At 56.1% G+C, this 22759-nt stretch carries 21 protein-coding genes; 12 read left to right on the top strand and 9 right to left on the bottom strand.

What is annotated here, in order from left to right:
- Both mobB and mobA read right to left on the bottom strand, forming a co-directional pair.
- A partial coding sequence (gene mobB / locus HA43_RS14355) for a molybdopterin-guanine dinucleotide biosynthesis protein MobB (RefSeq protein WP_094111949.1) occupies nt 1-441 on the bottom strand: 441 nt, incomplete at its 3' end.
- Complete coding sequence (mobA, locus tag HA43_RS14360; protein ID WP_039381363.1) at nt 441-1013, bottom strand: molybdenum cofactor guanylyltransferase MobA; 573 nt, start codon at nt 1011-1013, stop codon at nt 441-443. The genes mobB and mobA, both read right to left, overlap by 1 nt.
- A gap of 56 nt (nt 1014-1069) precedes the next feature.
- Here mobA and HA43_RS14365 point away from each other — a divergent pair, with 56 nt between their 5' ends.
- The 5 genes from HA43_RS14365 (at nt 1070) to spfP (ending at nt 6401) form a co-directional block, all read left to right on the top strand.
- Nucleotides 1070-1345 (top strand): YihD family protein, encoded by a 276-nt coding sequence (locus HA43_RS14365; RefSeq protein WP_039381361.1) that lies wholly within the window; start codon nt 1070-1072, stop codon nt 1343-1345.
- A gap of 46 nt (nt 1346-1391) precedes the next feature.
- The gene (locus HA43_RS14370) at nt 1392-2378 is read left to right on the top strand and encodes a serine/threonine protein kinase (protein WP_094111950.1); all 987 of its coding nucleotides are present in this window, start codon (nt 1392-1394) and stop codon (nt 2376-2378) included.
- Nucleotides 2379-2404: 26 nt separating this feature from the next.
- The gene (gene dsbA / locus HA43_RS14375) at nt 2405-3034 is read left to right on the top strand and encodes a thiol:disulfide interchange protein DsbA (protein WP_039381357.1); all 630 of its coding nucleotides are present in this window, start codon (nt 2405-2407) and stop codon (nt 3032-3034) included.
- Nucleotides 3035-3399: 365 nt separating this feature from the next.
- Complete coding sequence (gene polA, locus HA43_RS14380; RefSeq protein WP_094111951.1) at nt 3400-6183, top strand: DNA polymerase I; 2784 nt, start codon at nt 3400-3402, stop codon at nt 6181-6183.
- Nucleotides 6184-6353: 170 nt separating this feature from the next.
- Nucleotides 6354-6401: a small protein SpfP gene (gene spfP, locus HA43_RS19480; RefSeq protein ID WP_071892919.1), complete on the top strand. Its 48-nt coding sequence runs from the start codon at nt 6354-6356 to the stop codon at nt 6399-6401.
- A 71-nt stretch (nt 6402-6472) separates the two neighbouring features.
- Here spfP and yihA read toward each other — a convergent pair whose 3' ends face one another.
- Nucleotides 6473-7117 (bottom strand): ribosome biogenesis GTP-binding protein YihA/YsxC, encoded by a 645-nt coding sequence (gene yihA / locus HA43_RS14385; protein ID WP_039381353.1) that lies wholly within the window; start codon nt 7115-7117, stop codon nt 6473-6475.
- Between the two features lie 555 nt (nt 7118-7672).
- Here yihA and yihI point away from each other — a divergent pair.
- Together yihI and hemN are read left to right on the top strand one after the other, a co-directional pair.
- Nucleotides 7673-8194: a Der GTPase-activating protein YihI gene (gene yihI / locus HA43_RS14390; RefSeq protein WP_039381350.1), complete on the top strand. Its 522-nt coding sequence runs from the start codon at nt 7673-7675 to the stop codon at nt 8192-8194.
- A 233-nt stretch (nt 8195-8427) separates the two neighbouring features.
- Nucleotides 8428-9801: an oxygen-independent coproporphyrinogen III oxidase gene (gene hemN, locus HA43_RS14395; protein ID WP_094111952.1), complete on the top strand. Its 1374-nt coding sequence runs from the start codon at nt 8428-8430 to the stop codon at nt 9799-9801.
- Nucleotides 9802-9831: 30 nt separating this feature from the next.
- Here the strand turns inward: hemN and HA43_RS18805 are convergent, their stop codons facing one another.
- The 4 genes from HA43_RS18805 to glnA all read right to left on the bottom strand — a co-directional run bounded on the left by HA43_RS18805 (nt 9832) and on the right by glnA (nt 14113).
- Nucleotides 9832-9957: a YshB family small membrane protein gene (locus tag HA43_RS18805; RefSeq protein ID WP_139239666.1), complete on the bottom strand. Its 126-nt coding sequence runs from the start codon at nt 9955-9957 to the stop codon at nt 9832-9834.
- A 102-nt stretch (nt 9958-10059) separates the two neighbouring features.
- A complete protein-coding gene (glnG, locus tag HA43_RS14400) occupies nt 10060-11469 on the bottom strand; it encodes a nitrogen regulation protein NR(I) (RefSeq protein WP_039381345.1) in 1410 nt (469 codons plus the stop codon).
- A 7-nt stretch (nt 11470-11476) separates the two neighbouring features.
- On the bottom strand, nt 11477-12526 hold the full coding sequence (glnL, locus tag HA43_RS14405; protein ID WP_039381343.1) for a nitrogen regulation protein NR(II): 1050 nt from the start codon (nt 12524-12526) through the stop codon (nt 11477-11479).
- 177 nt (nt 12527-12703) lie between these two features.
- Complete coding sequence (gene glnA / locus HA43_RS14410) at nt 12704-14113, bottom strand: glutamate--ammonia ligase (RefSeq protein ID WP_039381340.1); 1410 nt, start codon at nt 14111-14113, stop codon at nt 12704-12706.
- Between the two features lie 439 nt (nt 14114-14552).
- On the opposite strand from glnA, the gene typA reads away from it, so the two are divergent.
- The 5 genes from typA (at nt 14553) to fabY (ending at nt 19422) form a co-directional block, all read left to right on the top strand.
- Nucleotides 14553-16373 (top strand): ribosome-dependent GTPase TypA, encoded by a 1821-nt coding sequence (gene typA, locus HA43_RS14420; RefSeq protein ID WP_094111954.1) that lies wholly within the window; start codon nt 14553-14555, stop codon nt 16371-16373.
- A gap of 139 nt (nt 16374-16512) precedes the next feature.
- Nucleotides 16513-17109 carry a glucose-1-phosphatase gene (yihX, locus tag HA43_RS14425; protein ID WP_039381334.1) on the top strand — a complete coding sequence of 199 codons (597 nt, stop codon included), beginning with the start codon at nt 16513-16515 and terminating at the stop codon, nt 17107-17109.
- A 5-nt stretch (nt 17110-17114) separates the two neighbouring features.
- Entirely contained in the window at nt 17115-17981 is an 867-nt protein-coding gene (locus tag HA43_RS14430) for a virulence factor BrkB family protein (RefSeq protein ID WP_094111955.1), read from the top strand.
- The gene (dtd, locus tag HA43_RS14435; RefSeq protein WP_094111956.1) at nt 17978-18415 is read left to right on the top strand and encodes a D-aminoacyl-tRNA deacylase; all 438 of its coding nucleotides are present in this window, start codon (nt 17978-17980) and stop codon (nt 18413-18415) included. The genes HA43_RS14430 and dtd overlap by 4 nt, the downstream gene beginning before the upstream one ends.
- 59 nt (nt 18416-18474) lie before the next feature.
- Nucleotides 18475-19422: a fatty acid biosynthesis protein FabY gene (gene fabY, locus HA43_RS14440; protein WP_039381327.1), complete on the top strand. Its 948-nt coding sequence runs from the start codon at nt 18475-18477 to the stop codon at nt 19420-19422.
- Nucleotides 19423-19470: 48 nt separating this feature from the next.
- Here the strand turns inward: fabY and HA43_RS14445 are convergent, their stop codons facing one another.
- Complete coding sequence (locus tag HA43_RS14445) at nt 19471-21150, bottom strand: AsmA family protein (protein ID WP_039385670.1); 1680 nt, start codon at nt 21148-21150, stop codon at nt 19471-19473.
- 122 nt (nt 21151-21272) lie between these two features.
- Entirely contained in the window at nt 21273-22661 is a 1389-nt protein-coding gene (locus HA43_RS14450) for a nucleobase:cation symporter-2 family protein (protein WP_039381325.1), read from the bottom strand.
- Nucleotides 22662-22759: the final 98 nt, after the last annotated feature.

The raw sequence follows: 22759 nt of genomic DNA on the forward strand, positions 1-22759 counted from the left end.
CAGCGGCAGATCCAGCGCCAGTGCTTCATCGCTGGCTACGGCAATAACATATTCATCCAGCAACTCTTCTGCCTCACCTTTTACACCACGCCGCCACAGTGCAATTTTTGTCACTTTCTCATCCCTGAATCCTTCAACCAGTATCAGATCCAGCGCTGCGCTGTTCATCTGTGCTGCCAGATGTTGCAGAGAGGCGGGTTCATCAGGCGTTTCACACATCAGCGCCCAGCGCCGCTCGCTGGCAACCATCACCTGATCGGCGCCCGCTTTACGTAAAACGTAGCTGTCCTTGCCTGGCGTATCGATCTCCAGCTGATGATGAGAATGTTTAATCAAACCGGTCCGCACACCGCGCTGTTTTAATAGCGGTATCAGCGATTTAAGCAGTGTGGTCTTGCCGGTACCGCTCCACGCGGCAATGGCGAGTAGAGGTACGTCCATTATTCTTCCTGCTCCTGTGCCAGATCGTCTGCGGTATTAATATTGCGAAACACCCTCTCATCCTCCTCAAACAACACTGCATGACCGCCGCTGGCGCGCAAAAACTGCATCAGACGCCGTTCGCCGCGAGCGAGATAGGTGGCGAGTTCATCAGCCAGCGCCCGGTTAAGCAGAGCCAGCACCGGATGATCGCGCATGGCTGACCTGACCCAGACCGCCGGCGCTTCTGCGCGCTGTTGCCACAGCCGCAGAACGAAATCCTGAGGTATATAGGGTGTATCACAGGCGCAGAAAACGACCCACTCACTCTGGCTATGGCGTAACCCGCTCAGCATACCTGCCAGCGGTCCGGGCCAGTCAGGTAATGTGTCGGTTATCACCTTACAGCCGCTTAACTGATATTGATCAAGGTGCCGGTTAGCGCTGATCAGCACACTATCTACCTGTGGCTGCAGTCGCTGCAGAACATGCTGATAAAGAGGCTGATTGTGCAGCTGCACCAGCCCCTTATCACGGCCTCCCATACGACTACCCTGGCCGCCTGCCAGAATAACGCCGGTAAATACGGGCATGGTTATCTCCTTTAATGAACCCATGCAGTGTAAAGCAGTGTGATGAGGGATCCGCTATGAAAAACCATCGTCTTAACGAACTGATTGCGCTTCTGCAGCCTGCCTGGCAGCAGGAGCCAGAATGTCACCTGCTGGCCTTTTTACACAAGCTGGCGCAGGAGGCGGGCTTTCATGGCCCGTTAAGTGAATTACGCGACGACATATTGATTTACCATCTCAAAATGCGTGATGCCGACAGCACGACAGAAATACCCGGTATCAGAAAAGATTACGAAGCAGATTTTAAAACGGCACTGTTACGCGCACGCGGTGTGATCAAGGCTGACGAGTAGTGCTATCCTTGCGCATCTACTGCAAAGGTAACATACAGGGCCGAAAATGAACGACGCTGCCTTTAATTTTCATACGCTGGATCCGGATGCCATCCTCGATGCTTTATGGGATACCGGGCTGCGGGTGGAGTCAGGCTTAACGGCACTGAACAGCTACGAAAACCGCGTTTACCAGTTCAGCGATGATGAAAACCGGCGCTACGTCGCTAAGTTCTATCGTCCGCAGCGCTGGAGCCGGGAACAGATCCTTGAAGAGCATGCGCTGTCGCTGGATCTGCTGAATGACGACGTGCCGGTAGCGGCACCGCTTACGTTACAGGGCAGCACGCTTAACCAGCATGCCGGATTTTTGTTTGCCGTGTTTCCCAGCGTTGGCGGTCGTCAGTATGAAACGGATAACGAAGAACAGATGGAGTGGACAGGACGTTTCCTCGGCCGCATGCATCAGACCGGCTGCCGTAAACCTTTTGTCCGGCGTCCGACGCTGGGTCTTGAGGAGTATATCCGGCAGCCACAGCAGACGCTGGCGCACAGCGAGCTGGTGCCAGCAAGGCTTAAAGAGAGCTTACTGAAGGCGCTGGATAGCCTTTTTATCACGCTGCAGCAGAGCTGGCATACAAAGTGGCAGCCGCTGCGCCTGCACGGTGACTGTCATCCGGGCAATATTTTGTGGCGCGACGGCCCGATGTTTGTTGATCTGGATGACGCGCGCACCGGTCCGGCCGTGCAGGATCTCTGGATGCTGATAAACGGCGACCGGCAGGAGCAGCGCATTCAGTGGGATATCCTGATAGAGGCGTATAACGAGTTCGGTGATTTCGATTTACATGAATTGACACTGATTGAGTCTTTACGCGCCATGCGCATGGTTTATTATCTGGCCTGGGTCGTACGCCGCTGGCAGGATCCCGCTTTTCCGCGTGCGTTTCCCTGGATGACTGACGAGGATTTCTGGCGCCGGCAGATTGCCCTCCTGATTGAGCAGGAGCGACTGTTGCACGAACCCCCATTACGGCTTGGTCCGCAATTTTAATAACGTACTCAGGAGATAGGTTAACAATGAAAAAAATCTGGCTTGCGCTGGCGGGAATGCTGCTGGCATTTAGCGTATCAGCGGCGCAGTTCACCGACGGTAAACAGTATGTCACGCTGCAGAAACCGGTGGCAGGTGAACCGCAGGTCATGGAGTTCTTCTCCTTTTTCTGTCCGCACTGCTATCAGTTTGAACGTGTTTATCACGTCAGCGACGCGGTGAAGAAGAACCTGCCGGCTGAGACCAAAGTGACAAAATATCACGTCGATTTTCTCGGCGGTGATTTAGGCCCGGTGGTCACGCATGCCTGGGCAGTGGCCATGGCGCTGGGCGTGGAAAGCAAAGTTACCGCACCGATTTTTGATGGCATTCAGAAAACGCAAACCATCACCGATCCGGCAAGCCTGAAAGAAACCTTTATTAAAGCAGCAGGGATCTCAGCTGGCGATTATGACGCTGCCTGGAACAGCTTTGCGGTGAAAGCGCTGGTTGCGCAGCAGCAGAAAGCGGCTTCTGATGTTAATCTGCAGGGCGTTCCGGCTATTTTCGTCAACGGCAAATATATGGTTAATAACGGCGGTCTCGACACCAGCTCTATGGAGAATTTTGTCGCCGATTATGCCAACGTGGTTAAGTTCCTGGCTGAAAAGCAGTAACGCGACACCCTTAAACGCTGGCAACCCCAGCGTTTTTTATTTCTTCACCCTCATTTATTCTTTTTCCTTCCTGCACTCTGTAGTGATATCCACATGGACGATCGCGTTTTCAAAATCGCGTTCTGCGTCACGGCAACTTATTAACCTGTTGTAAATAAATAGTTATTATCTGCTTATTATTTTTCTCATGCTAAAAAAATAGCGCCTTATGAAATTTGCGCACAAAGTTATCCACAGAAAGATCGTTGCGATCCACGTTTGATAACCGTGAAAAAAAGCCCCTCTCTCCCGTGTTCATTCAACATTTTTCTCAGGTTGTGGCATCCTTATAAGCCTGAATCTCGCAACGAAGAAACCTTAACACTATGGCGAAAATCGCAGAAAATCCCCTGATTCTGGTAGACGGATCCTCTTATCTCTACCGTGCATATCATGCCTTTCCGCCACTGACCAACAGCGCGGGCGAACCGACCGGCGCGATGTATGGTGTGCTCAACATGCTGAAAAGTCTGTTGATGCAGTATCAGCCCAGCCATGTGGCTGTGGTCTTCGATGCGAAAGGAAAAACCTTCCGCGACGAACTGTTTGAACACTACAAATCTCATCGTCCGCCGATGCCTGACGATCTGCGTGCGCAGATAGCACCGCTGCATGAGATGGTAAAAGCGATGGGGCTGCCGCTGCTGGCTGTATCGGGCGTGGAGGCAGACGATGTTATCGGTACGCTGGCACTGGAAGCGGGCAAACAGGGGCGCAGCGTACTGATCAGTACCGGTGATAAAGATATGGCGCAGCTGGTCACGCCAGAGATCACACTGATCAATACCATGAGCAATACCGTACTGGGACCGGAAGAGGTTGAAGAGAAATATGGTGTGCCGCCGGCACTGATCATCGATTTTCTGGCGATGATGGGCGACAGCTCCGATAACATTCCCGGCGTACCCGGCGTGGGAGAGAAGACCGCACAGGCGCTGCTGCAGGGGCTGGGTGGTATGCACGCCATTTATGACAACCTCGACAAAGTGTCCAGTCTGTCATTCCGCGGCGCGAAAACCATGGCGGCTAAACTCGAACAGAACCGCGATGTGGCCTTTCTCTCTTACCAGCTGGCGACCATTAAAACCGATGTGCCGCTGGAGGTCAGTTACGATCAACTGACGGTAAACCAGCCTGACGTTGAGACGCTGCAGACGCTGTTTGCCCGCTTTGAATTCCGGCGCTGGCAGGCCGATCTGCAGGAAGGTAAGTGGCTGCAGGGCAAAAAGAGTAATGTGCAGGCGCAGAGCGCTCTGGCTGATGAGCCTGAGGCTGCGGAAGCTACCAGCGTGCTCTCCGCGGACGGGTATGTCACTATCCTTGATGAGGCAACCTTTAGCGCCTGGCTCGATAAGCTGAAGCAGGCTGAGGTGTTTGCATTCGATCTCGAAACGGATTCACTCGATACGCTCAGCGCCACCATTGTTGGTATCGCGTTTGCTGTCGCCCCTGGGGAAGCTGCCTACCTGCCGGTTGCGCATGACTATCTTGACGCACCCGATCAGCTCGATCGCACTGACGTGCTGGCGAAATTAAAGCCGTTGCTGGAGGATGAACGCGCGGCGAAAGTGGGGCAGAACCTGAAATACGATCGCGGCGTGCTGAAAAATTACGGTATTGAGCTGCGCGGCATCCGGTTTGACACCATGCTGGAGTCCTACTGCCTGAACAGCGTTGGCGGCAAGCATGATATGGATAGCCTCTCTGCGCGCTGGCTGAATCACAAGACGGTCACGTTCACAGAGATCGCCGGCAAAGGTAAAAATCAGCTCACGTTTAACCAAATTGCGCTGGAGCAGGCGGCGCACTATGCGGCGGAAGATGCCGATGTGACGCTGCAGCTGCATCAGCAGATGTGGCCAAAACTGGAGCAGGAGGCGGGCCCGAAACAGGTCTTCACCGATATCGAAATGCCTCTGGTTACGGTGATTTCGCGCATTGAGCGTAACGGCGTGCTTATCGATCAGAATATCCTCGCCAGACATTCGCAGGAGCTGACGACCCGCCTCTCTGAGCTGGAACTGAAGGCGCATGAACTGGCGGGAGAGCCGTTTAACCTCTCTTCCACCAAACAGCTGCAGACCATCCTGTTTGAAAAGCAGGGCATCAAGCCCACGAAAAAGACGCCGGGCGGCGCGCCCTCAACCAGTGAAGAGGTGCTGGCCGAGCTGGCGCTTGATTATCCGCTGCCAAAAGTCATCCTGGAACATCGCGGGCTGTCGAAGCTGAAATCTACCTACACCGATAAACTGCCGCAGATGATCAATCCGGTCTCAGGACGCGTTCACACCTCTTATCATCAGGCGGTCACGGCGACCGGCCGGCTCTCCTCAACCGATCCGAACCTGCAGAACATTCCGGTTCGCAACGAAGAAGGGCGCCGGATCCGTCAGGCCTTTATCGCCGGTGCAGATAAACGCATTGTTGCTGCAGACTATTCTCAGATTGAGCTGCGCATCATGGCGCATCTGTCGCAGGATAAAGGTCTGCTGGAGGCCTTTGCGCAGGGAGAAGATATTCACCGCGCCACGGCAGCGGAAGTGTTTGGTGCCCCGCTGGAAAAGGTCTCAGCTGAGCAGCGCCGCAGCGCCAAAGCGATTAACTTCGGCCTGATTTACGGCATGAGTGCGTTTGGCCTCTCGCGTCAGCTGAACATCGGTGCCGGTGAAGCGAAGAAATATATGGATCTCTACTTCGAACGCTATCCGGGCGTACTGCGCTATATGGAAAAGACCCGCGATCAGGCGGCGTCTAAAGGTTACGTAGAGACGCTGGACGGGCGTCGTCTGTGGCTGCCGGATATCAAATCCAGCAACGCTATCCGCCGCAAAGCCGCTGAGCGGGCGGCCATTAATGCGCCGATGCAGGGCACTGCAGCGGATATCATCAAGCGGGCGATGATTGCCGTGGATGGCTGGCTGCAGCAGCAGAACAGTGATGATGTGAAGATGATCATGCAGGTACACGATGAACTGGTATTTGAGATCCACAAAGACGCGGTAGAGAGCGCCAGCGAGAAAATCCGTCAGCTGATGGAGAGCAGTATGTCGCTGGATGTACCGCTGCTGGTGGAAGTGGGTGTCGGTGATAACTGGGATCAGGCGCACTAATCTAACTCGCTGCCTGTTAAACATTTTTTTGGAAATTAAACTACAGCCGCTGTGCGAAAGTGTGACGGAGCTGGTAAAAATTATGTCAAAAGCTGAAATTGGATCACAAAAAATCCTTTGTCGGTCAGAAAAAATCAGGTAAAGTTCGTCGCGTAGGGTACAGAGGTAAGATGTTCTATCTTTCAGACCTTTTACTTCACGTAATCGGATTTGGCTGAATATTTAGCGCCCCAGTCAGTTATGACTGGGGCGTTTTTTATTGGGCTTTTTTCACCCGGCAACGCTGCCGTTACTCAGCCGGCTGGTTATCTGCGTCACCTTCACGGGCCGGCTCAAGTTCGCTGAACCAGGTATCCAGTTTCTGACGTACCTTGTCCACGCCCAGCTTTTTCAGCGAAGAGAACATCTCAACCTGCACGTCGCCCATAAAGCCCAGCGCGGCTTCGCGCACCATGTTGAGCTGCGCTTTACGTGCGCCAGAGGCGAGCTTGTCCGCTTTGGTCAGCAGCACCAGTACCGGAATATTGCTGCTTACGGCCCACTCAATCATCTGCTGATCGAGATCTTTAAGCGGATGGCGAATATCCATCAGCACCACCAGCCCTTTCAGCGCCTGCCGCTTCTGCAGATACTCTGCCAGCGCACGCTGCCATTTACGTTTCATCTCCTCAGGCACTTCGGCATAGCCGTAGCCGGGCAGATCCACCAGACGTTTGCCTTCAACCACTTCAAACAGGTTGATAAGCTGAGTGCGCCCCGGCGTTTTACTGGTGCGCGCCAGACTTTTCTGGTTGGTCAGGGTATTAAGCGCACTGGATTTGCCTGCATTTGAGCGACCGGCAAAGGCTACTTCAATACCCGTGTCGGCCGGCAGATGACGGATATCTGGCGCACTGAGCATGAAGTGAGTGATGTGATAATTCAAAGCAGACAAAATAGACTCCAGCTGATAGATACGGACTAATGGCGCTGATTATACCTGTTATGGCGCAAAAGTACCCGACAGCCGTAGCCCTGACAAATCGTGTAAGAGATCGCCGATTTTTGCTGCCAGTTTTAGCTTAAATATAAAAAGTTCAATATTTTTTTCTCATTAAAATACAAAGAATTGAGCATTATTTTACTCTTTTCTCTCTAAAAAAGAGCAATACCTTACTTGTTGATTTGGCACTTTCGTCTACATTTGGTGTCAGTGCAAGGCAGCACCCATCAGGATGATGCGCTCAGGAGTGTCCGGAAGACCAGGAGCATGGCAGGAGTACGATTCAGGCAGGAATCGGGAATGGACAGGGATTACTCGCAGGAGCGATATGGCGACGGAGCGACCGGGACGTTGAGAGCCGTAAAGGATTTATTCAGAGTTTCCTTCGTACGAAGGTGCGAAATAAGGCGATAGCAAAAGCTATCGCCTTTTTTCTTTGTCTGCTTTCTGCTAGATTTCGCCGCAATTCTATACTGAACTCACCAGGCATCACTGAGACCGGACATCATGAAGCAACCTGCACCCGCCCAGCGTGGCAAACCCGCTGCTAAAGCCAAACGTAAATCGCGTGAAGAACTGAATCAGGAAGCGCGCGATCGTAAACGCGATAAAAAGCACAGCGGCCATAAATCGGGCAGCCGCACCAGCCCGACGGCGCAGAGCAGCGGCAGCGCACAGACTAAAAAAAGCAGCGATGCCCGCATTGGCAGCAAAAAACCGGTGGCGCTGGTGGCTGACGGCAAAACGCAGCCCGTGACAAAAGCGGCACCTCAGCCCAAAGCGAAAGCGCAGAAAGTACGCCTGACGCCTGAAGAGGAGCTGGCGAAGCTGGAGAACGATGAACGTCTCGACACGCTGCTCGATCGCCTGGAAAAAGGCGAGACGCTGAGCGGTGAAGACCAGGCGTGGCTGGATGAGACGCTGGACCGCATCGATGAGCTGATGGAAACGCTGGGGATCGCGCTGGATGATGACGCCGAAGATGAACAGGCTGAAGAAGATATGATGCGCCTGCTGAAAGGGCAGTAATCCCGTTACCGGACGGCATGCGCCGTATCGCATGCCGCGCTGAACAGGTATTCGACAATGTTTTGGCCTGGATCAATTTTAGCGCTGCTGCTCACATGTTATATCCTCTGGTTATTGTTTAAACTACGCCGCCTGTCGCGCCTGAAGTCGCGTTTACGGCGGCGTTCTCTTCACCGCTTCACTGACCCTTCTGCGCGACCTTTCCGGACCACACGCCACCGAAAGAGGTAAGCATGACCGCGCAGCAGATAGAATGGGATCAGCAGCTGGTGGAGAAATACAGCGGCTCAGGCCCGCGTTATACCTCCTATCCTACCGCGCCGGAATTCAGCGAAACTTTTCGCGCCGCAGATTTTGAGCAGGCTGCTACCCGTTATCCTCACCGGCCGCTCTCTCTTTACGTGCATATCCCGTTCTGCCACAAACTGTGTTACTTCTGCGGCTGCAATAAAATAGTGACGCGCCAGCGGCAAAAAGCTGATCGCTATCTGAATGCGCTGGCGCAGGAGATTGCCTGTCGTGCTCCGCTGTTTGCCGGTCGCCGGGTGACACAGCTGCACTGGGGCGGTGGCACGCCGACCTTTCTTGACGGAGCGCAGATAAGCCGGCTGATGGCGCTGCTGCGGCATCACTTCGCGATAACGGATGATGCTGAAATGTCGATCGAAATCGATCCGCGTGAGATCGCGCCGGCCACGATCGATCATCTGCGGACGGAAGGATTCAACCGTCTGAGCATCGGGATCCAGGATTTTGATCGGGCGGTGCAGGCGCGCATTAACCGGATACAGGATGAAGCGGCCATTGGTGCGCTGGTAAAGCGCGCGCGCGAACAGGGTTTTCGTTCGGTCAGTTTCGATCTGATCTACGGTCTGCCGCTGCAGAGTGCGGAACGGTTTGCGCTGACGCTGCAGCGGGTGATCGCGCTCGCTCCCGACCGTCTGAGCCTGTTCAGCTATGCGCATATGCCGGCGCTGTTTGCGGCGCAGCGCAAAATCAAAGCAGCAGACCTGCCCGACGGCGCGCAAAAGCTGCTGATCCTGCAGCAGAGCATTGCCACACTGACCGCCGCAGGTTACCGGTTTATCGGGATGGACCACTTCGCCCGGCCGGATGATGATCTGGCGATCGCGCAGCGCAGCGGCCTGCTGCACCGCAATTTTCAGGGCTACACCACGCACGGTGAGAGCGATCTGCTGGGGCTGGGCGTATCTGCCATCAGCATGCTGGGCGACAGCTATGCGCAGAACCGGAAAGCGCTGAATGAGTGGTATGCAGAGGTGGAACAGCAGGGTAGCGCGCTGTGGCGCGGATTGAAACTGACGGATGACGATCGTCTGCGGCGTGAGGTGATTAAACAGCTTATCTGCAACTTCACGCTCGATTTTGCCGCCGTGGAAGCGCAGTGGCCGATCGTGTTTGAGGACTATTTTGCCGACGATCTGGCGCTGCTGGCTCCGCTGGTGGCGGAGGGGCTGGTTTGCTGTGAGAGGCGGCGGCTGACGGTGACCGGTCGCGGTCGTCTGCTGATCCGCTCTGTCTGCATGTGTTTCGATCGCTACCTGCGGCAGAAAAGTCGCCAGCCGCACTATTCCCGGATCATCTGAATAACAAAGGGAGCATACGCTCCCTTGCTATTAACTGAACAGGCTCGCCGTAATGGCGCATACCACAGCAGCCAGCGCAGTCTGCGGCGAATGGGCCACCGCGCTGCCAATGGCTGCCAGATTATGCGCTATTGTCAGCATGACAGATTGCAGCATGATACTTCTCTCCCGATTACCGCGAATATCATACTCACCGGTAACGGTCTGTACAGCCTGTGCGTGCAAAAAATCAGCAGAAGCGCCGCTGATGTCGCAGCGTTACTCCATGCCCAGCTCTTTAAGTTTGCGCGTCAGCGTATTGCGCCCCCAGCCAAGCAGGCGTGCCGCTTCCTGTTTATGCCCCTGGGTGTGACGCAGCGCCGTGGTCAGCAGCGTACGCTCCATCTCCGGCTGCGCTTCAGATAACAGGTTCTGATGACCGGAACGCAGCGCGCGATCGGCCCACTGCGCCAGCAGCGTGGCCCAGCTGTCCGGCAGCGACTGCACCGGGCTGTCAGGCGTGGCGGATTCAAACAGCTCCGGCGGCAGATCCTGAATCAGCACTTCCTGACCGGCGGCCATGACCGTCAGCCAGCGGCAGGTGTTCTCCAGCTGGCGCACGTTGCCCGACCAGTGCAGGCGGGTCAGCGCCGTTTCCGTTTCCGGATGCAGGATTTTAGCCTCAACGCCCAGCTCGCGTGCGGCAACCTGCAGGAAGTAGCGTGCCAGACGCGGAATATCTTCGCGGCGCTCACGCAGCGGCGGAAGATGTACCCGAATGACATTGAGGCGGTGGAACAGATCCTCACGGAATTTGCCTTCCTGCACGCGCAGCTCAAGGTTCTGATGCGTGGCGGCAATAATGCGCACGTCCACTTTTACCGGCGCGTAGCCGCCCACGCGATAGAACTGACCGTCTGCCAGCACGCGCAGCAGACGCGTCTGCACATCCAGCGGCATATCGCCAATTTCATCAAGAAACAGCGTGCCGCCATCAGCCTGTTCAAAGCGCCCCTGGCGGATCTGATTGGCGCCGGTAAACGCGCCTTTTTCATGCCCGAACAGTTCAGATTCAATCAGGTCTTTCGGGATCGCCGCCATATTCAGCGCGATAAAAGGCGCCTTGGCGCGCGGGCTGTGGCGGTGCAGCGCATGCGCGACCAGCTCTTTACCGGTTCCCGACTCACCGTTAATCAGCACGCTGATGGAGGAGCGTGACAGACGGCCAATAATACGGAACACATCCTGCATCGCCGGCGCTTCGCCAATGATGTCGGTTGTCGGACCGCTGACGGGCTGATTACGCGGCTGCTGCTGCTCCTGATAGTGGCTGATGGCGCGCTCGACCAGCGCTACCGCCTCATCGATATCAAACGGCTTGGGCAGATAATCAAATGCGCCCTGCTGATAGGCACTGACGGCGGCATCAAGATCGGAGTGCGCCGTCATAATGATGACCGGCAGCATCGGATGACGCTGCTTGATCTGCTTCAGTAGCGCCAGGCCATCCATGCCCGGCATGCGAATATCTGACAATAGTACGTCCGGGGTTTTGCTGGCGAGTGCATCCAGCACCTCACTGGCGCTGTCAAACGTCGCGCAGCTTAAACCGGCTCCAGTGAGCGCGCGTTCAAGCACCCAGCGGATGGAGCTATCGTCATCGACGATCCAGACTATCCCTCGTTGCATAGAAACCTCACTGGCGAATGGGCAGGTAGACCGAAAACTCGGTGTGACCTGGCCAACTGTTAAATTCAATTTTTCCGGAGTGCTGATCGATCAGGCTGCGGGCGATAGAGAGTCCGAGACCAGTACCCCCTTCGCGTCCGCTGACCATGGGATAGAACAGCGTATCCTGCAGCTGTGCCGGTATGCCCGGCCCGTTATCTTCCACATCAATACGCGCCACCAGCCGGTAGCGCGTGCCGTGCAGCGTCAGCTGAAAAGCGGTACGCGTACGCAGCACGATGGTACCGCCCTCTGCGCCGAGCGCCTGCAGCGCATTGCGTACGACGTTAAGCAGCACCTGTTCAATCTGGTCAGGATCGTGCGGCAGCTCCGGCAGGCTGGGATCGTAGTCGCGTACCAGCGTTATGTTGTCCGGCAGCTCCATCGAGACCAGCTTGACCACGCGCTCCGCCACCTGATGAATGCTCTGCGTAACGTGCAGCCCCGGCTGCTGCGGGCCCAGCAGACGATCGACCAGGTTGCGCAGCCGGTCTGCCTGCTCGATGATAACGTTGGTGTATTCGTTCAGCGACGGGTCAGGTAGCGCGCGCGACAGCAGCTGTGCCGCGCCGCGCAGGCCGCCAAGCGGGTTTTTAATCTCATGCGCCAGGCCGCGCACTAAATCGCGTGCGGCAACCTGCTGAGCATGCTGGATCTGCTCCTGGCTGAGCCGGCGCTGGTTGTCCATCGGCGCCATCTCCAGCAGGATCAGGCCGTCCGGCAGACGCTGCGCGGTCAGCGACATGATGTGCGCGCGTCCATCGACCACCAGCGTGACTTCGCTGTCGGTAAAGCCCTGGCCTGCGGCCAGGCTCTCGCGCATCACGTCAAGATTGAGCGAAAAGTAGCCGGTCAGCTCCGGCAGCGGCGTACCGAACAGCTTACGCGAACTCTGCGCCAGCAGCTGCTGCGCAGCCGGATTGGCATAGTGGATCACCAGCCCGTCATCGACCAGCAGAATACTGTTTATCAGGGAGTTGAGAATCTGCCCTGCGTCGGGCAGTGAGCCAGCAACCATACCACGATCCTCTGCACCAAATGGGTGCACTATAGCGTTTTGGGATGGAAAACTCCCCGATAACGGCAATTTTGCGGTGAAAAAAACCCATCCGGAGATGGGCTAAAGTTTCCACGGCAACAAAAAAACGTTGTCCTCTTTTGCCCGGCCTGGCGGACAAAAGAGGTGAATGGCCATTTAAACGCTGTAGTAGAGTTCAAATTCAACCGGGTGTGGCGTCATGCGAACGCGATCAACATCTGGCTTGCGCAGTTCGATATAAGCATCGATAGCGTCATCAGTGAATACGCCGCCGCGGGTCAGGAACTCGCGATCTTCATTCAGCGCGTTCAGTGCTTCTTCCAGAGAACCGGCTACTTTCGGGATCTCCGCTTCTTCTTCCGGCGGCAGATCGTAGAGGTTTTTGTCCATCGCATCGCCAGGATGGATTTTATTGATGATGCCGTCGAGGCCAGCCATCAGCAGCGCAGTAAACGCCAGGTATGGGTTAGCCGCTGGATCCGGGAAGCGCGCTTCAATACGGCGGGCTTTCGGGCTGGCAACCACCGGAATACGGATGGAGGCTGAGCGGTTACGCGCGGAGTAAGCGAGCATAACCGGCGCTTCATAACCCGGCACCAGACGCTTGTAGGAGTTGGTGGTTGGGTTAGCCAGGGCGTTAATCGCTTTAGCGTGCTTGATCACACCGCCGATGTAGAACAGCGCGGTTTCAGAGAGGCCGCCGTACTTATCGCCAGAGAACAGGTTTACGCCACCTTTAGAGAGCGACATATGGCAGTGCATACCGGAGCCATTATCACCAAACATCGGTTTTGGCATAAAGGTTGCGGTCTTGCCGTAGGCGTGCGCAACGTTGTGCACGACATACTTATAAATCTGAATTTCATCCGCTTTTTTGGTCATGGTGTTGAAGCGGGTTGCCACTTCGTTCTGACCAGCGGTTGCCACTTCGTGGTGATGTGCTTCTACAACCAGACCCATCTGCTCCATGGTCAGACACATGGCAGAACGGATATCCTGAGAGGAGTCAACCGGTGGTACCGGGAAGTAGCCGCCTTTCAGACCCGGACGGTGGCCTTTGTTGCCGCCTTCGTACGCTTTGCCGGTGTTCCAGCACGCTTCGATATCATCGATAGCAACGTGTGAACCTGAAGTCGATGAACCGAAACGGATATCGTCAAACAGGAAAAACTCTGGCTCAGGTCCAAACAGCACGGTGTCAGCAATACCGGAAGCGCGCAGGTACTCTTCAGCGCGCTTGGCGATGGAGCGCGGATCGCGATCGTAACCCTGCAGCGTGCCTGGCTCGAGGATGTCACACCGGATGATGAGGGTCGGGTCTTCGAAGAACGGGTCCATCACCGCAGTGGTGGCATCCGGCATCAGCACCATGTCTGATTCGTTAATGCCTTTCCAGCCACCGATGGATGAACCATCGAACATTTTACCTTCTTCAAAGAAGTCTGCGTTAACCTGGTGAGCAGGAATGGTGACGTGCTGTTCTTTACCTTTGGTATCGGTAAAACGCAGATCGACGAACTTAACTTCATGCTCGTTCATCATCGAGAGAACGTGTTCAGCGGACATACTCAACTCTCCTGGAAATGGTCATCTGTTGTCGTGGTGAGAGAACTCAAAATGCCTGGAATGTGTCACGACTACTGACCACCCCTGACTAAGATCCCGGCAAGCTATTCAGCCATCAGGCCACTGTCGTTTGCACTTAAAAAAGATAAAGCGAATTCTGTGCCAACTTTTTTTAAGTGCAATAAATAGCGCTGTGCGGCGCGCTGCGGTGCATCAGCAGCTGCACCAGAACAGACGTATTGCTTTATTATGGTGCAAAACGGCGCGCTGATGGCACTAAAATGGTGCACAAAGCCAGCAGAGTGCAGATATTTGCACCGCTAATGGTGCTAAAAACCAGCAGCGTGAGAATATTGTCGGGAAAACTGTGATCATGTTCAGTATTCCGCTTAATCCGTGTACAATACCGCGTTATTTCTATAATGCCTGAGGCAAAGCTGTGATCGAAAATTTGCGTAACATCGCCATCATCGCGCACGTTGACCATGGAAAAACCACCCTGGTCGACAAACTGCTGCAACAGTCTGGTACTTTTGACGCTCGTACCGAAGCGACTGAACGTGTGATGGATTCCAATGATTTGGAAAAAGAGCGTGGAATTACCATCCTCGCAAAAAACACCGCCATCAAATGGAACGACTACCGTATCAACATCGTTGATACCCCGGGACACGCCGACTTCGGTGGTGAAGTAGAGCGCGTCATGTCCATGGTGGATTCGGTGCTGCTGGTTGTTGATGCGATGGATGGCCCTATGCCGCAAACTCGCTTCGTAACCAAGAAAGCCTTTGCCCACGGTCTGAAACCTATTGTTGTTATCAACAAAATTGACCGTCCAGGCGCGCGTCCTGACTGGGTTGTAGACCAGGTATTCGACCTGTTCGTTAACCTCGACGCGACTGACGAGCAGCTGGACTTCCCTATCATTTACGCATCAGCGCTGAATGGTATTGCAGGTCTGGAACACACCGATATGGCTGATGACATGACCCCGCTGTATCAGGCAATCGTCGATCACGTTTCTCCGCCGCAGGTTGAAGCTGATGCGCCGCTGCAGATGCAGATCTCTCAGCTGGACTACAACAACTACCTGGGCGTTATCGGTATCGGCCGCATCAAGCGCGGTAAAATCAAGCCGAACCAGCAGGTTACTGTGATTGATAGCGAAGGCAAAACCCGCAACGCGAAAGTGGGTAAAGTGCTGACGCATCTGGGTCTGGAGCGTATTGACAGCGATCTGGCAGAAGCGGGCGACATCATTGCCGTTACCGGTCTGGGTGAACTGAACATCTCCGATACCATCTGCGACACGCAGAATGTAGAGGCGCTGCCGGCGCTGAGCGTGGATGAGCCTACCGTGACCATGTTCTTTAACGTCAATACCTCACCGTTCTGCGGTAAAGAAGGTAAATACGTTACTTCACGTCAGATCCTGGATCGCCTGAACAAAGAGCTGGTACACAACGTTGCACTGCGCGTTGAAGAGACCGAAGATGCTGATGCGTTCCGCGTATCAGGTCGTGGTGAGCTGCACCTTTCCGTTCTGATCGAAAACATGCGTCGTGAAGGCTTTGAGCTGGCGGTATCCCGTCCGAAAGTTATCTTCCGTGAGCATGAAGGCCGCAAGCAGGAGCCGTTTGAGAACGTTACCCTCGATATCGAAGAGACCCATCAGGGCTCAGTGATGCAGGCGATGGGTGAGCGTAAAGGCGACATGAAAAACATGGATCCGGATGGCAAAGGCCGCGTACGTCTCGACTACGTGATCCCAAGCCGTGGTCTTATCGGCTTCCGTAACGAATTCATGACCATGACCTCCGGTACCGGTCTGCTCTACTCGACTTTCAGCCACTACGACGACGTGCGTCCGGGCGAAGTCGGTCAGCGTCAGAACGGCGTTCTGATCTCTAACGGTCAGGGTAAAGCCGTTGCGTTTGCTCTGTTTGGTCTGCAGGATCGCGGTAAGCTGTTCCTGGGTCACGGTGCAGAGGTTTATGAAGGCCAGATCATCGGTATTCACAGCCGCTCTAACGACCTGACGGTAAACTGTCTGACCGGTAAGAAACTGACCAACATGCGTGCGTCAGGTACCGATGAGGCGACGACGCTGGTTCCGCCACAGAAAATGACGCTGGAGCAGGCGATCGAGTTCATCGATGATGACGAACTGGTTGAAGTTACGCCACAGTCAGTCCGTATCCGTAAACGTCACCTGACCGAGAACGATCGCAAACGCGCGTCTCGCGGCGGTAAAGAGTAAACGATACGTTCTGTTATCAGGCCCCGCACTGCGGGGCTTTTTTGTTTCTGTTGCCCGCCTTTTTCCCCGAATGCTCCCTGTTCAGCTACGCTTTTTGCCGCTAGAGTGAATGATCCCGGAAGCACAGAGGAGAGGCGTCATGCTGTACATCTTTGATTTGGGTAACGTGATTGTTGATATCGACTTCAATCGCGTACTGGGCGTCTGGAGTGATTTAGGCCGTGTGCCGCTGGCCACGCTGCAGAGTCGCTTCAGCATGGATGAAGCGTTTGAACAACATGAACGGGGCGAGATCAGCGACCCGGAATTTGCCGAGCGCCTTTGCGAGCAGCTCGATATTGCCCTGAGCTATGAGCAGTTTACCGCCGGCTGGCAGGCCGTGTTTGTCGGCGTTCGCCCGGAGACGCTGGCGATCATGAACCAGCTTCGCGCCCGCGGCGAACGCGTGGTGATCCTTTCCAACACCAACCAGCTGCATTTTGAATTCTGGCCGACGCACTATCCGGAAGTGCAGCAGGCTGCCGATCGCGTCTATATGTCGCAGGAGCTCGGCATGCGTAAACCGGAAGCGCGGATTTTCAGCCATGTGCTGGCGCAGGAGGGTTACACGGCGGACCAGGCCATCTTCTTTGATGACAATCAGGCGAATATCGATGCGGCGCGCGCGCTGGGAATCGAAAGCGTGCTGGTGGAAGATCACAAAACCCTGCCCGCCTGGTTCGCAGCGCGTGGGTAAATGTGATGGCTAACACTCTGCGCCACCGGGCGCATGCGTTCTTTTTGTGGCTGAAACTGCTGTGGCGGCGCATCGACGAAGATAACATGACCACGCAGGCGGGGAATCTTGCCTACGTCTCCCTGCTGGCGCTGGTGCCGCTGGTGGCGGTGATCTTCGCGCTGTTCGCCGCGTTCCCGGTTTTTTCCGACATCAGCGTACAGCTCAAGAATTTTATCTTTACCAACTTTATGCCGGCAGCTGGCGACGTGATCCAGCGCTACCTTGACCAGTTTGTCGCTAACGTAAATAAAATGACGGCGGTAGGCGCGGTAGGGCTGATTGTCACGGCGCTGCTGCTGATGCACTCCGTTGACAGCGCGCTGAACGCCATCTGGCGCAGCAATTCGCCGCGTCCGATGATCTATTCGTTTGCCGTTTACTGGATGATCCTGACGCTCGGCCCGCTGCTGGCTGGCGCCAGCCTGGCGATTAGCTCCTATCTGCTGTCGCTACGCTGGGTCAATGTCACCGGCGTTACCAGCCTGATCGACCAGGCGCTGCGTATCTTCCCGCTGGTGCTCTCCATTCTGGCGTTCTGGCTGCTTTACAGCGTGGTGCCAACGCGGCGCGTGCCGGGGCGCGATGCGCTCACCGGGGCGGTGGTGGCAGGCCTGCTGTTTGAGCTGGGTAAAAAAGGCTTTGCGCTCTATGTTACGATGTTTCCCTCGTATCAGTTAATTTACGGCGTACTGGCCGTTATCCCGATTCTGTTTCTGTGGGTCTACTGGACGTGGTGTATTGTTTTGCTGGGAGCGGAAGTCACCGTCACCCTGAATGACTATCGCCAGCTAAAGCAGCAGGAACATGAACCATCCCGTGAGGAAACATGATTGCATTAATTCAGCGCGTCAGTGCCGCCAGTGTGGCGGTCGACAACCAGGTCATTGGTGAGATTGGCGCCGGACTGCTGGTGCTGCTGGGCGTGGAAAAAGAGGATGATGATCAAAAAGCCCGGCGGCTCTGCGATAAAGTGCTCGGCTACCGTGTTTTCGGTGACGAGAATGACAAAATGAATCTGAATGTGCACCAGGCTGGCGGCAGCGTGCTGGTGGTTTCGCAGTTTACGCTGGCGGCAGATACCCGTAAGGGCATGCGTCCCTCCTTTTCCGGCGGTGCCGTACCGGCAGAAGCGGAGCGGCTTTATAACGTATTCAGCGACTGCTGCCGGGCCAGCGGTATCACAACCGCCAGCGGTCGCTTTGCGGCCAATATGCAGGTTTCACTGGTTAACGACGGTCCGGTCACTTTCTGGTTGCAGGTGTGAGATCGGCAGCCGGGCGGCAGGCGATCGGCCACGCTGGCTCCGAACGGGAGAATCATTTTATGTATCATCTTCGAGTGCCTCAGACGGCCGAAGAGCTGGACATGTATTACCAGTTCCGCTGGGAAATGCTGCGCAAGCCGCTGCGCCAGCCGCAGGGCTCAGAGCGGGATGCCTGGGACGCGCTGGCGCACCATCAGATGGTGGTGGATGAGCAGGGCAAGCCGGTTGCCGCAGGCCGCCTCTATATCAACGCAGAGAATGAAGCAGCTATTCGCTTTCTGGCCGTGCACCCGTCGGTACAGGGCAAGGGGCTCGGGACGCTGGTGGCGATGACGCTGGAGTCCGTGGCGCGACAGGAAGGCGCCAAGCGCGTAACCTGCAGCGCGCGCGAAGACGCCGTGGAGTTTTTTGCCAAGCTGGGTTTTATCAATCAGGGTGAAATCACCGCACCGCAGACCACGCCGGTGCGCCATTTTCTGATGATCAAACCGGTGGTGACGCTGGATGATATTCTGCATCGCGCCGACTGGTGCGGCCAGCTCCAGCAGGCGTGGTATGAGCATATTCCCCTGAGTGAGAAGATGGGCGTGCGCATCCTGCAATATACCGGGCAGAAATTTGTCACCACCATGCCGGAGACCGGCAATCAGAATCCGCACCATACGCTGTTTGCCGGCAGTCTTTTCTCGCTGGCCACGCTGACCGGCTGGGGACTGATCTGGCTGCTGCTGCGCGAACGTCATCTGGGCGGAACCATCATTCTGGCGGATGCGCATATCCGCTACAGCAAACCGATCAGCGGACGGCCCGGCGCCACTGCCGATCTCGGCTCGCTGAGCGGCGATCTCGACCGCCTCGCGCGCGGGCGCAAGGCGCGCGTGCAGCTGGAGGTTGAGCTGTACGGAAATGAAGAGCCGGGCGCAGTATTTGAGGGCGTCTATATTGTGCTGCCTGCGGACCAGCATGGTCCACTCGAAGCGGGTGGCTCCGGCGCGCTGATAAACTGAGGATGGTGCAGCCGATCGCGCGGCAACAACGCGATCGGCCTGCCGTTCTTAATCTGTCTGCCCGTTACGCATGCTCTGCTGCAGCGAGCCGGCGTCGGTGGTAACGGAAAGGTCTGCCGAAATGCCCGGACGCAGCGGCGTACCGGCGCGCAGTGACCCCTTAAGCTGCAGCTGCAGATTACTGTCACCGCTCTGCGTCAGCGCTGGCCAGCCCCAGTTTTCCAGTACGTTGACCGGCACCGCCTGGCCCTTCAGGCTCAGCGTCAGCGGACGTTCGGCGCTCTGGCCTACCGTTGCCGTCGCCTCCAGCAGTCCATTGCCGTTAAAAGCGCTCATTTCTGTTATCTGGATTTGCTGCTCATCTGCCGTCAGCGCTATTGAGGGATGACGCAGATCGGTACGGTTAAAGGTCGCTTCTGCCGCGTTAAGACTCGCTTTGCCCGACCAGATCCCCCACTGATGTGCGCGCGCCAGCAGCAGATTATCCGCAGAGCCGTCCAGCGCCGTCATCTGGAAAGGAAACGCCGGGTTGATATCGATGATCAGGTTACGATTGGCGGTGGCATGCTTCACCAGCACGCTGTCAAGCCAGGCGGGCAGGGCGGCCTGCCAGCGCTCGCGCCAGTTCTGCGGCAGCGTATACTCCAGTCCGGCCACGGCCAGATCGTCCAGCGTCAGCTGCCGGTTGCTGCGCGTCCAGCTGCCGCTGGCGCGCAGAATACCGTTAACCCAGCGGGAGCTGAACTGCGTAAGTCTGACGCCTTCAGGCGAGAACTCTGCATTAACGATAGGATCATCCAGCGCCAGGCTGCCATTGATAAAGTTGCCGGCATTCATCGCCAGATAGCCTTCGTTACTCTGCCAGTCGCCGTTGCGCAGGGTAATGTCCCGCAGCGTAAGATCGAGGTCGGTGACCGCCCAGTCCGGTCCCTGCAGCCGGGCGTCGGTGACATCCAGACGGTTAATTGTGACCGCAGGGGCCGTCAGCAGCGGGCGCAGGAAATCATTCAGCGATTGGCTGGTCTGCAGACGGATATCATTCAGGCGCAGCTGATCAATGCTCCAGTTACCCTGGTCGTCACGCTCTGCCCGACCGGTCACCGATCCCCGGGCGATATCCGCACCTATCGTGGTGAGCTGCAGGCGGCGCTGCGCCACGTTGCCCTGTAGCAGCACGTTATCACCGGCCAGCCCGTTCAGCGTCAGCTGCGCGGCGCTTATCTGAAACTGTGCGTCACTGCCCAGCATATCGGCGGATACAGGTTTCCATGGAACAATACCGCCATTGACGCCGCGGGCAGAGAGCGGCAGCGCCGTGCGCGGGCTTTCCAGGCGCACATTGCGCAGCTGCAGGCGGTTGGCCTGAACGGGCAGCGTGGTGGATGGCGTCTGATTAGCGAGATTGATCTCCCCTTCATGAATTTCAATGCTGTCAAAATGAAGCCAGTCGCTGAACTGCACCATCGCCAGGCCCAGATCGATGCGTTTAGCCACGACAACCGCAGGCTGGCCATCGTGACCAAAACTGAAATTATCCAGCACGATATGCGAAGGGGAAGAGAAGTTGTGCTCAATTTTACTGACGGAGAGATGCCACGCAGTTTTATCACTTACCCAGCGGCTAAACCAGCCGGCACCCCACTGTGTCTGCACCAGTACATAACCGATCACCAGCAGCAGCAGAATCAGCAGTAATAGAGTAAGGAAAAACTTGCCCAGGAATTTCATTGCATTCATCCATCGCGATCGTTGTCCGGTCAGTGGTTGTTATGCCTGAATTACCGTTACAGCTCAACCGTCTGGCGAAAAATGCGGATAAATAGCAGGCAGGCGGGCGCCTGCCTGCTGCGCTATTTTTCCTGCGGGAAAATAAGATTAAGCACGATCGCCGTAATACCGCCGGCAGCAATACCGGAAGAGAGCAGCGTTTTCAGCCACTCTGGCGCAAACTGCAGGATCAGCGGCTGCTGAGAGACACCGAGTCCGACCGCCAGCGATAGCGCAATAATCATGATAGCGCGGCGGTTAAGCGGCTCGCGGGATACAATGCGCACGCCGGAAGCGGCAATGGTGCCGAACATCACGATAGTGGCCCCGCCCAGCACCGGTTCCGGAATATGCTGAACAAAGCCGCTGACCGCCGGAAACAGCCCGAGAACCACCAGCATCAGCGCCACCACAAAGCCTACATAGCGGCTGGCCACGCCGGTCAGCTGGATCACGCCGTTGTTCTGACCAAAACAGGAGTTGGGGAAGGTGTTAAACAGGGCAGAGACGCAGGAGTTCAGGCCGTTTGCCAGTACGCCCCCTTTCAGGCGCTTCATATAGAGCGGGCCGCTGACCGGCTGTTCTGAAACGTCAGAGGTGGCGGTGATATCACCGATGGTTTCCAGCGAAGTAACCATAAAGACCAGCATCAGCGGGATCAGCAGATTCCAGTCAAAACCCAGCCCGTAATAGAGCGGTGAAGGCACAGCCAGCAGCGGCTGCTCTACCGGTGCCGCGCTCTCCGGCAGCATATCCAGTCCCCACGCCAGTGCATAACCCACCGCCATCGCGATCACCAGCGATGCCACACGCAGATAGGGGTTGCGCTGACGGTTAAGCAGAATAATCACCAGCAGCACGGCACCTGCCAGCAGCAGATTTCCAGGCGCGCCAAAGCTGTGATCGTTCATAGCAGCAAAGCCGCCGCCAATTGAGGTCAGCCCGACCTGAATCAGTGAGAGACCGATAATCATCACTACGATGCCCGACACCAGCGGCGTAATAATCCGGCGTGCAAGATGCAGCACGCGCGACAGCAGCATTTCGGTACAGGAGGCGACCATCAGCGTGCCAAACAGCGCTGCCATCATGGTGGGCACATCCGCGCCGCCATTCTTCAGCGCCATACCGCCCATAATCAGCGGCGTAACAAAGTTAAAGCTGGTGCCCTGAATCGACAGCAGCCCGGAGCCCACCGGTCCCCATGTTTTGATCTGCAGCAGCGACGCTACGCCGGAGGCAAACAGCGACATACTGATGATGTGCTGCGTATCCTGTGCCGGCAGCCCCAGCGCCTGGCAGATCAGCAGTGCCGGGGTGATCACGGCGACAAACATCGCCAGCAGGTGCTGACAGGCGGCAAACAGCGTCTGCGGCAGCGGCGGACGATCCTCAAGACGATAAATCAGTTCGCTTTTTGTCGTGGCAGACGCACTGGCGGGCGAAAGGGGTTCGGCACGATTAACAGACATGACAGGCTCTCAGTAACAGCAAAGTGGCGATTTTAAACGGTTGCCCGCTGAAAGCAATCGTTTGCATCGCTGCGGCTGATTACCGGCTGGACAATTTT

The sequence above is a fragment of the Pantoea eucrina genome (assembly GCF_002095385.1).
GTDB lineage: Bacteria > Pseudomonadota > Gammaproteobacteria > Enterobacterales > Enterobacteriaceae > Pantoea > Pantoea eucrina.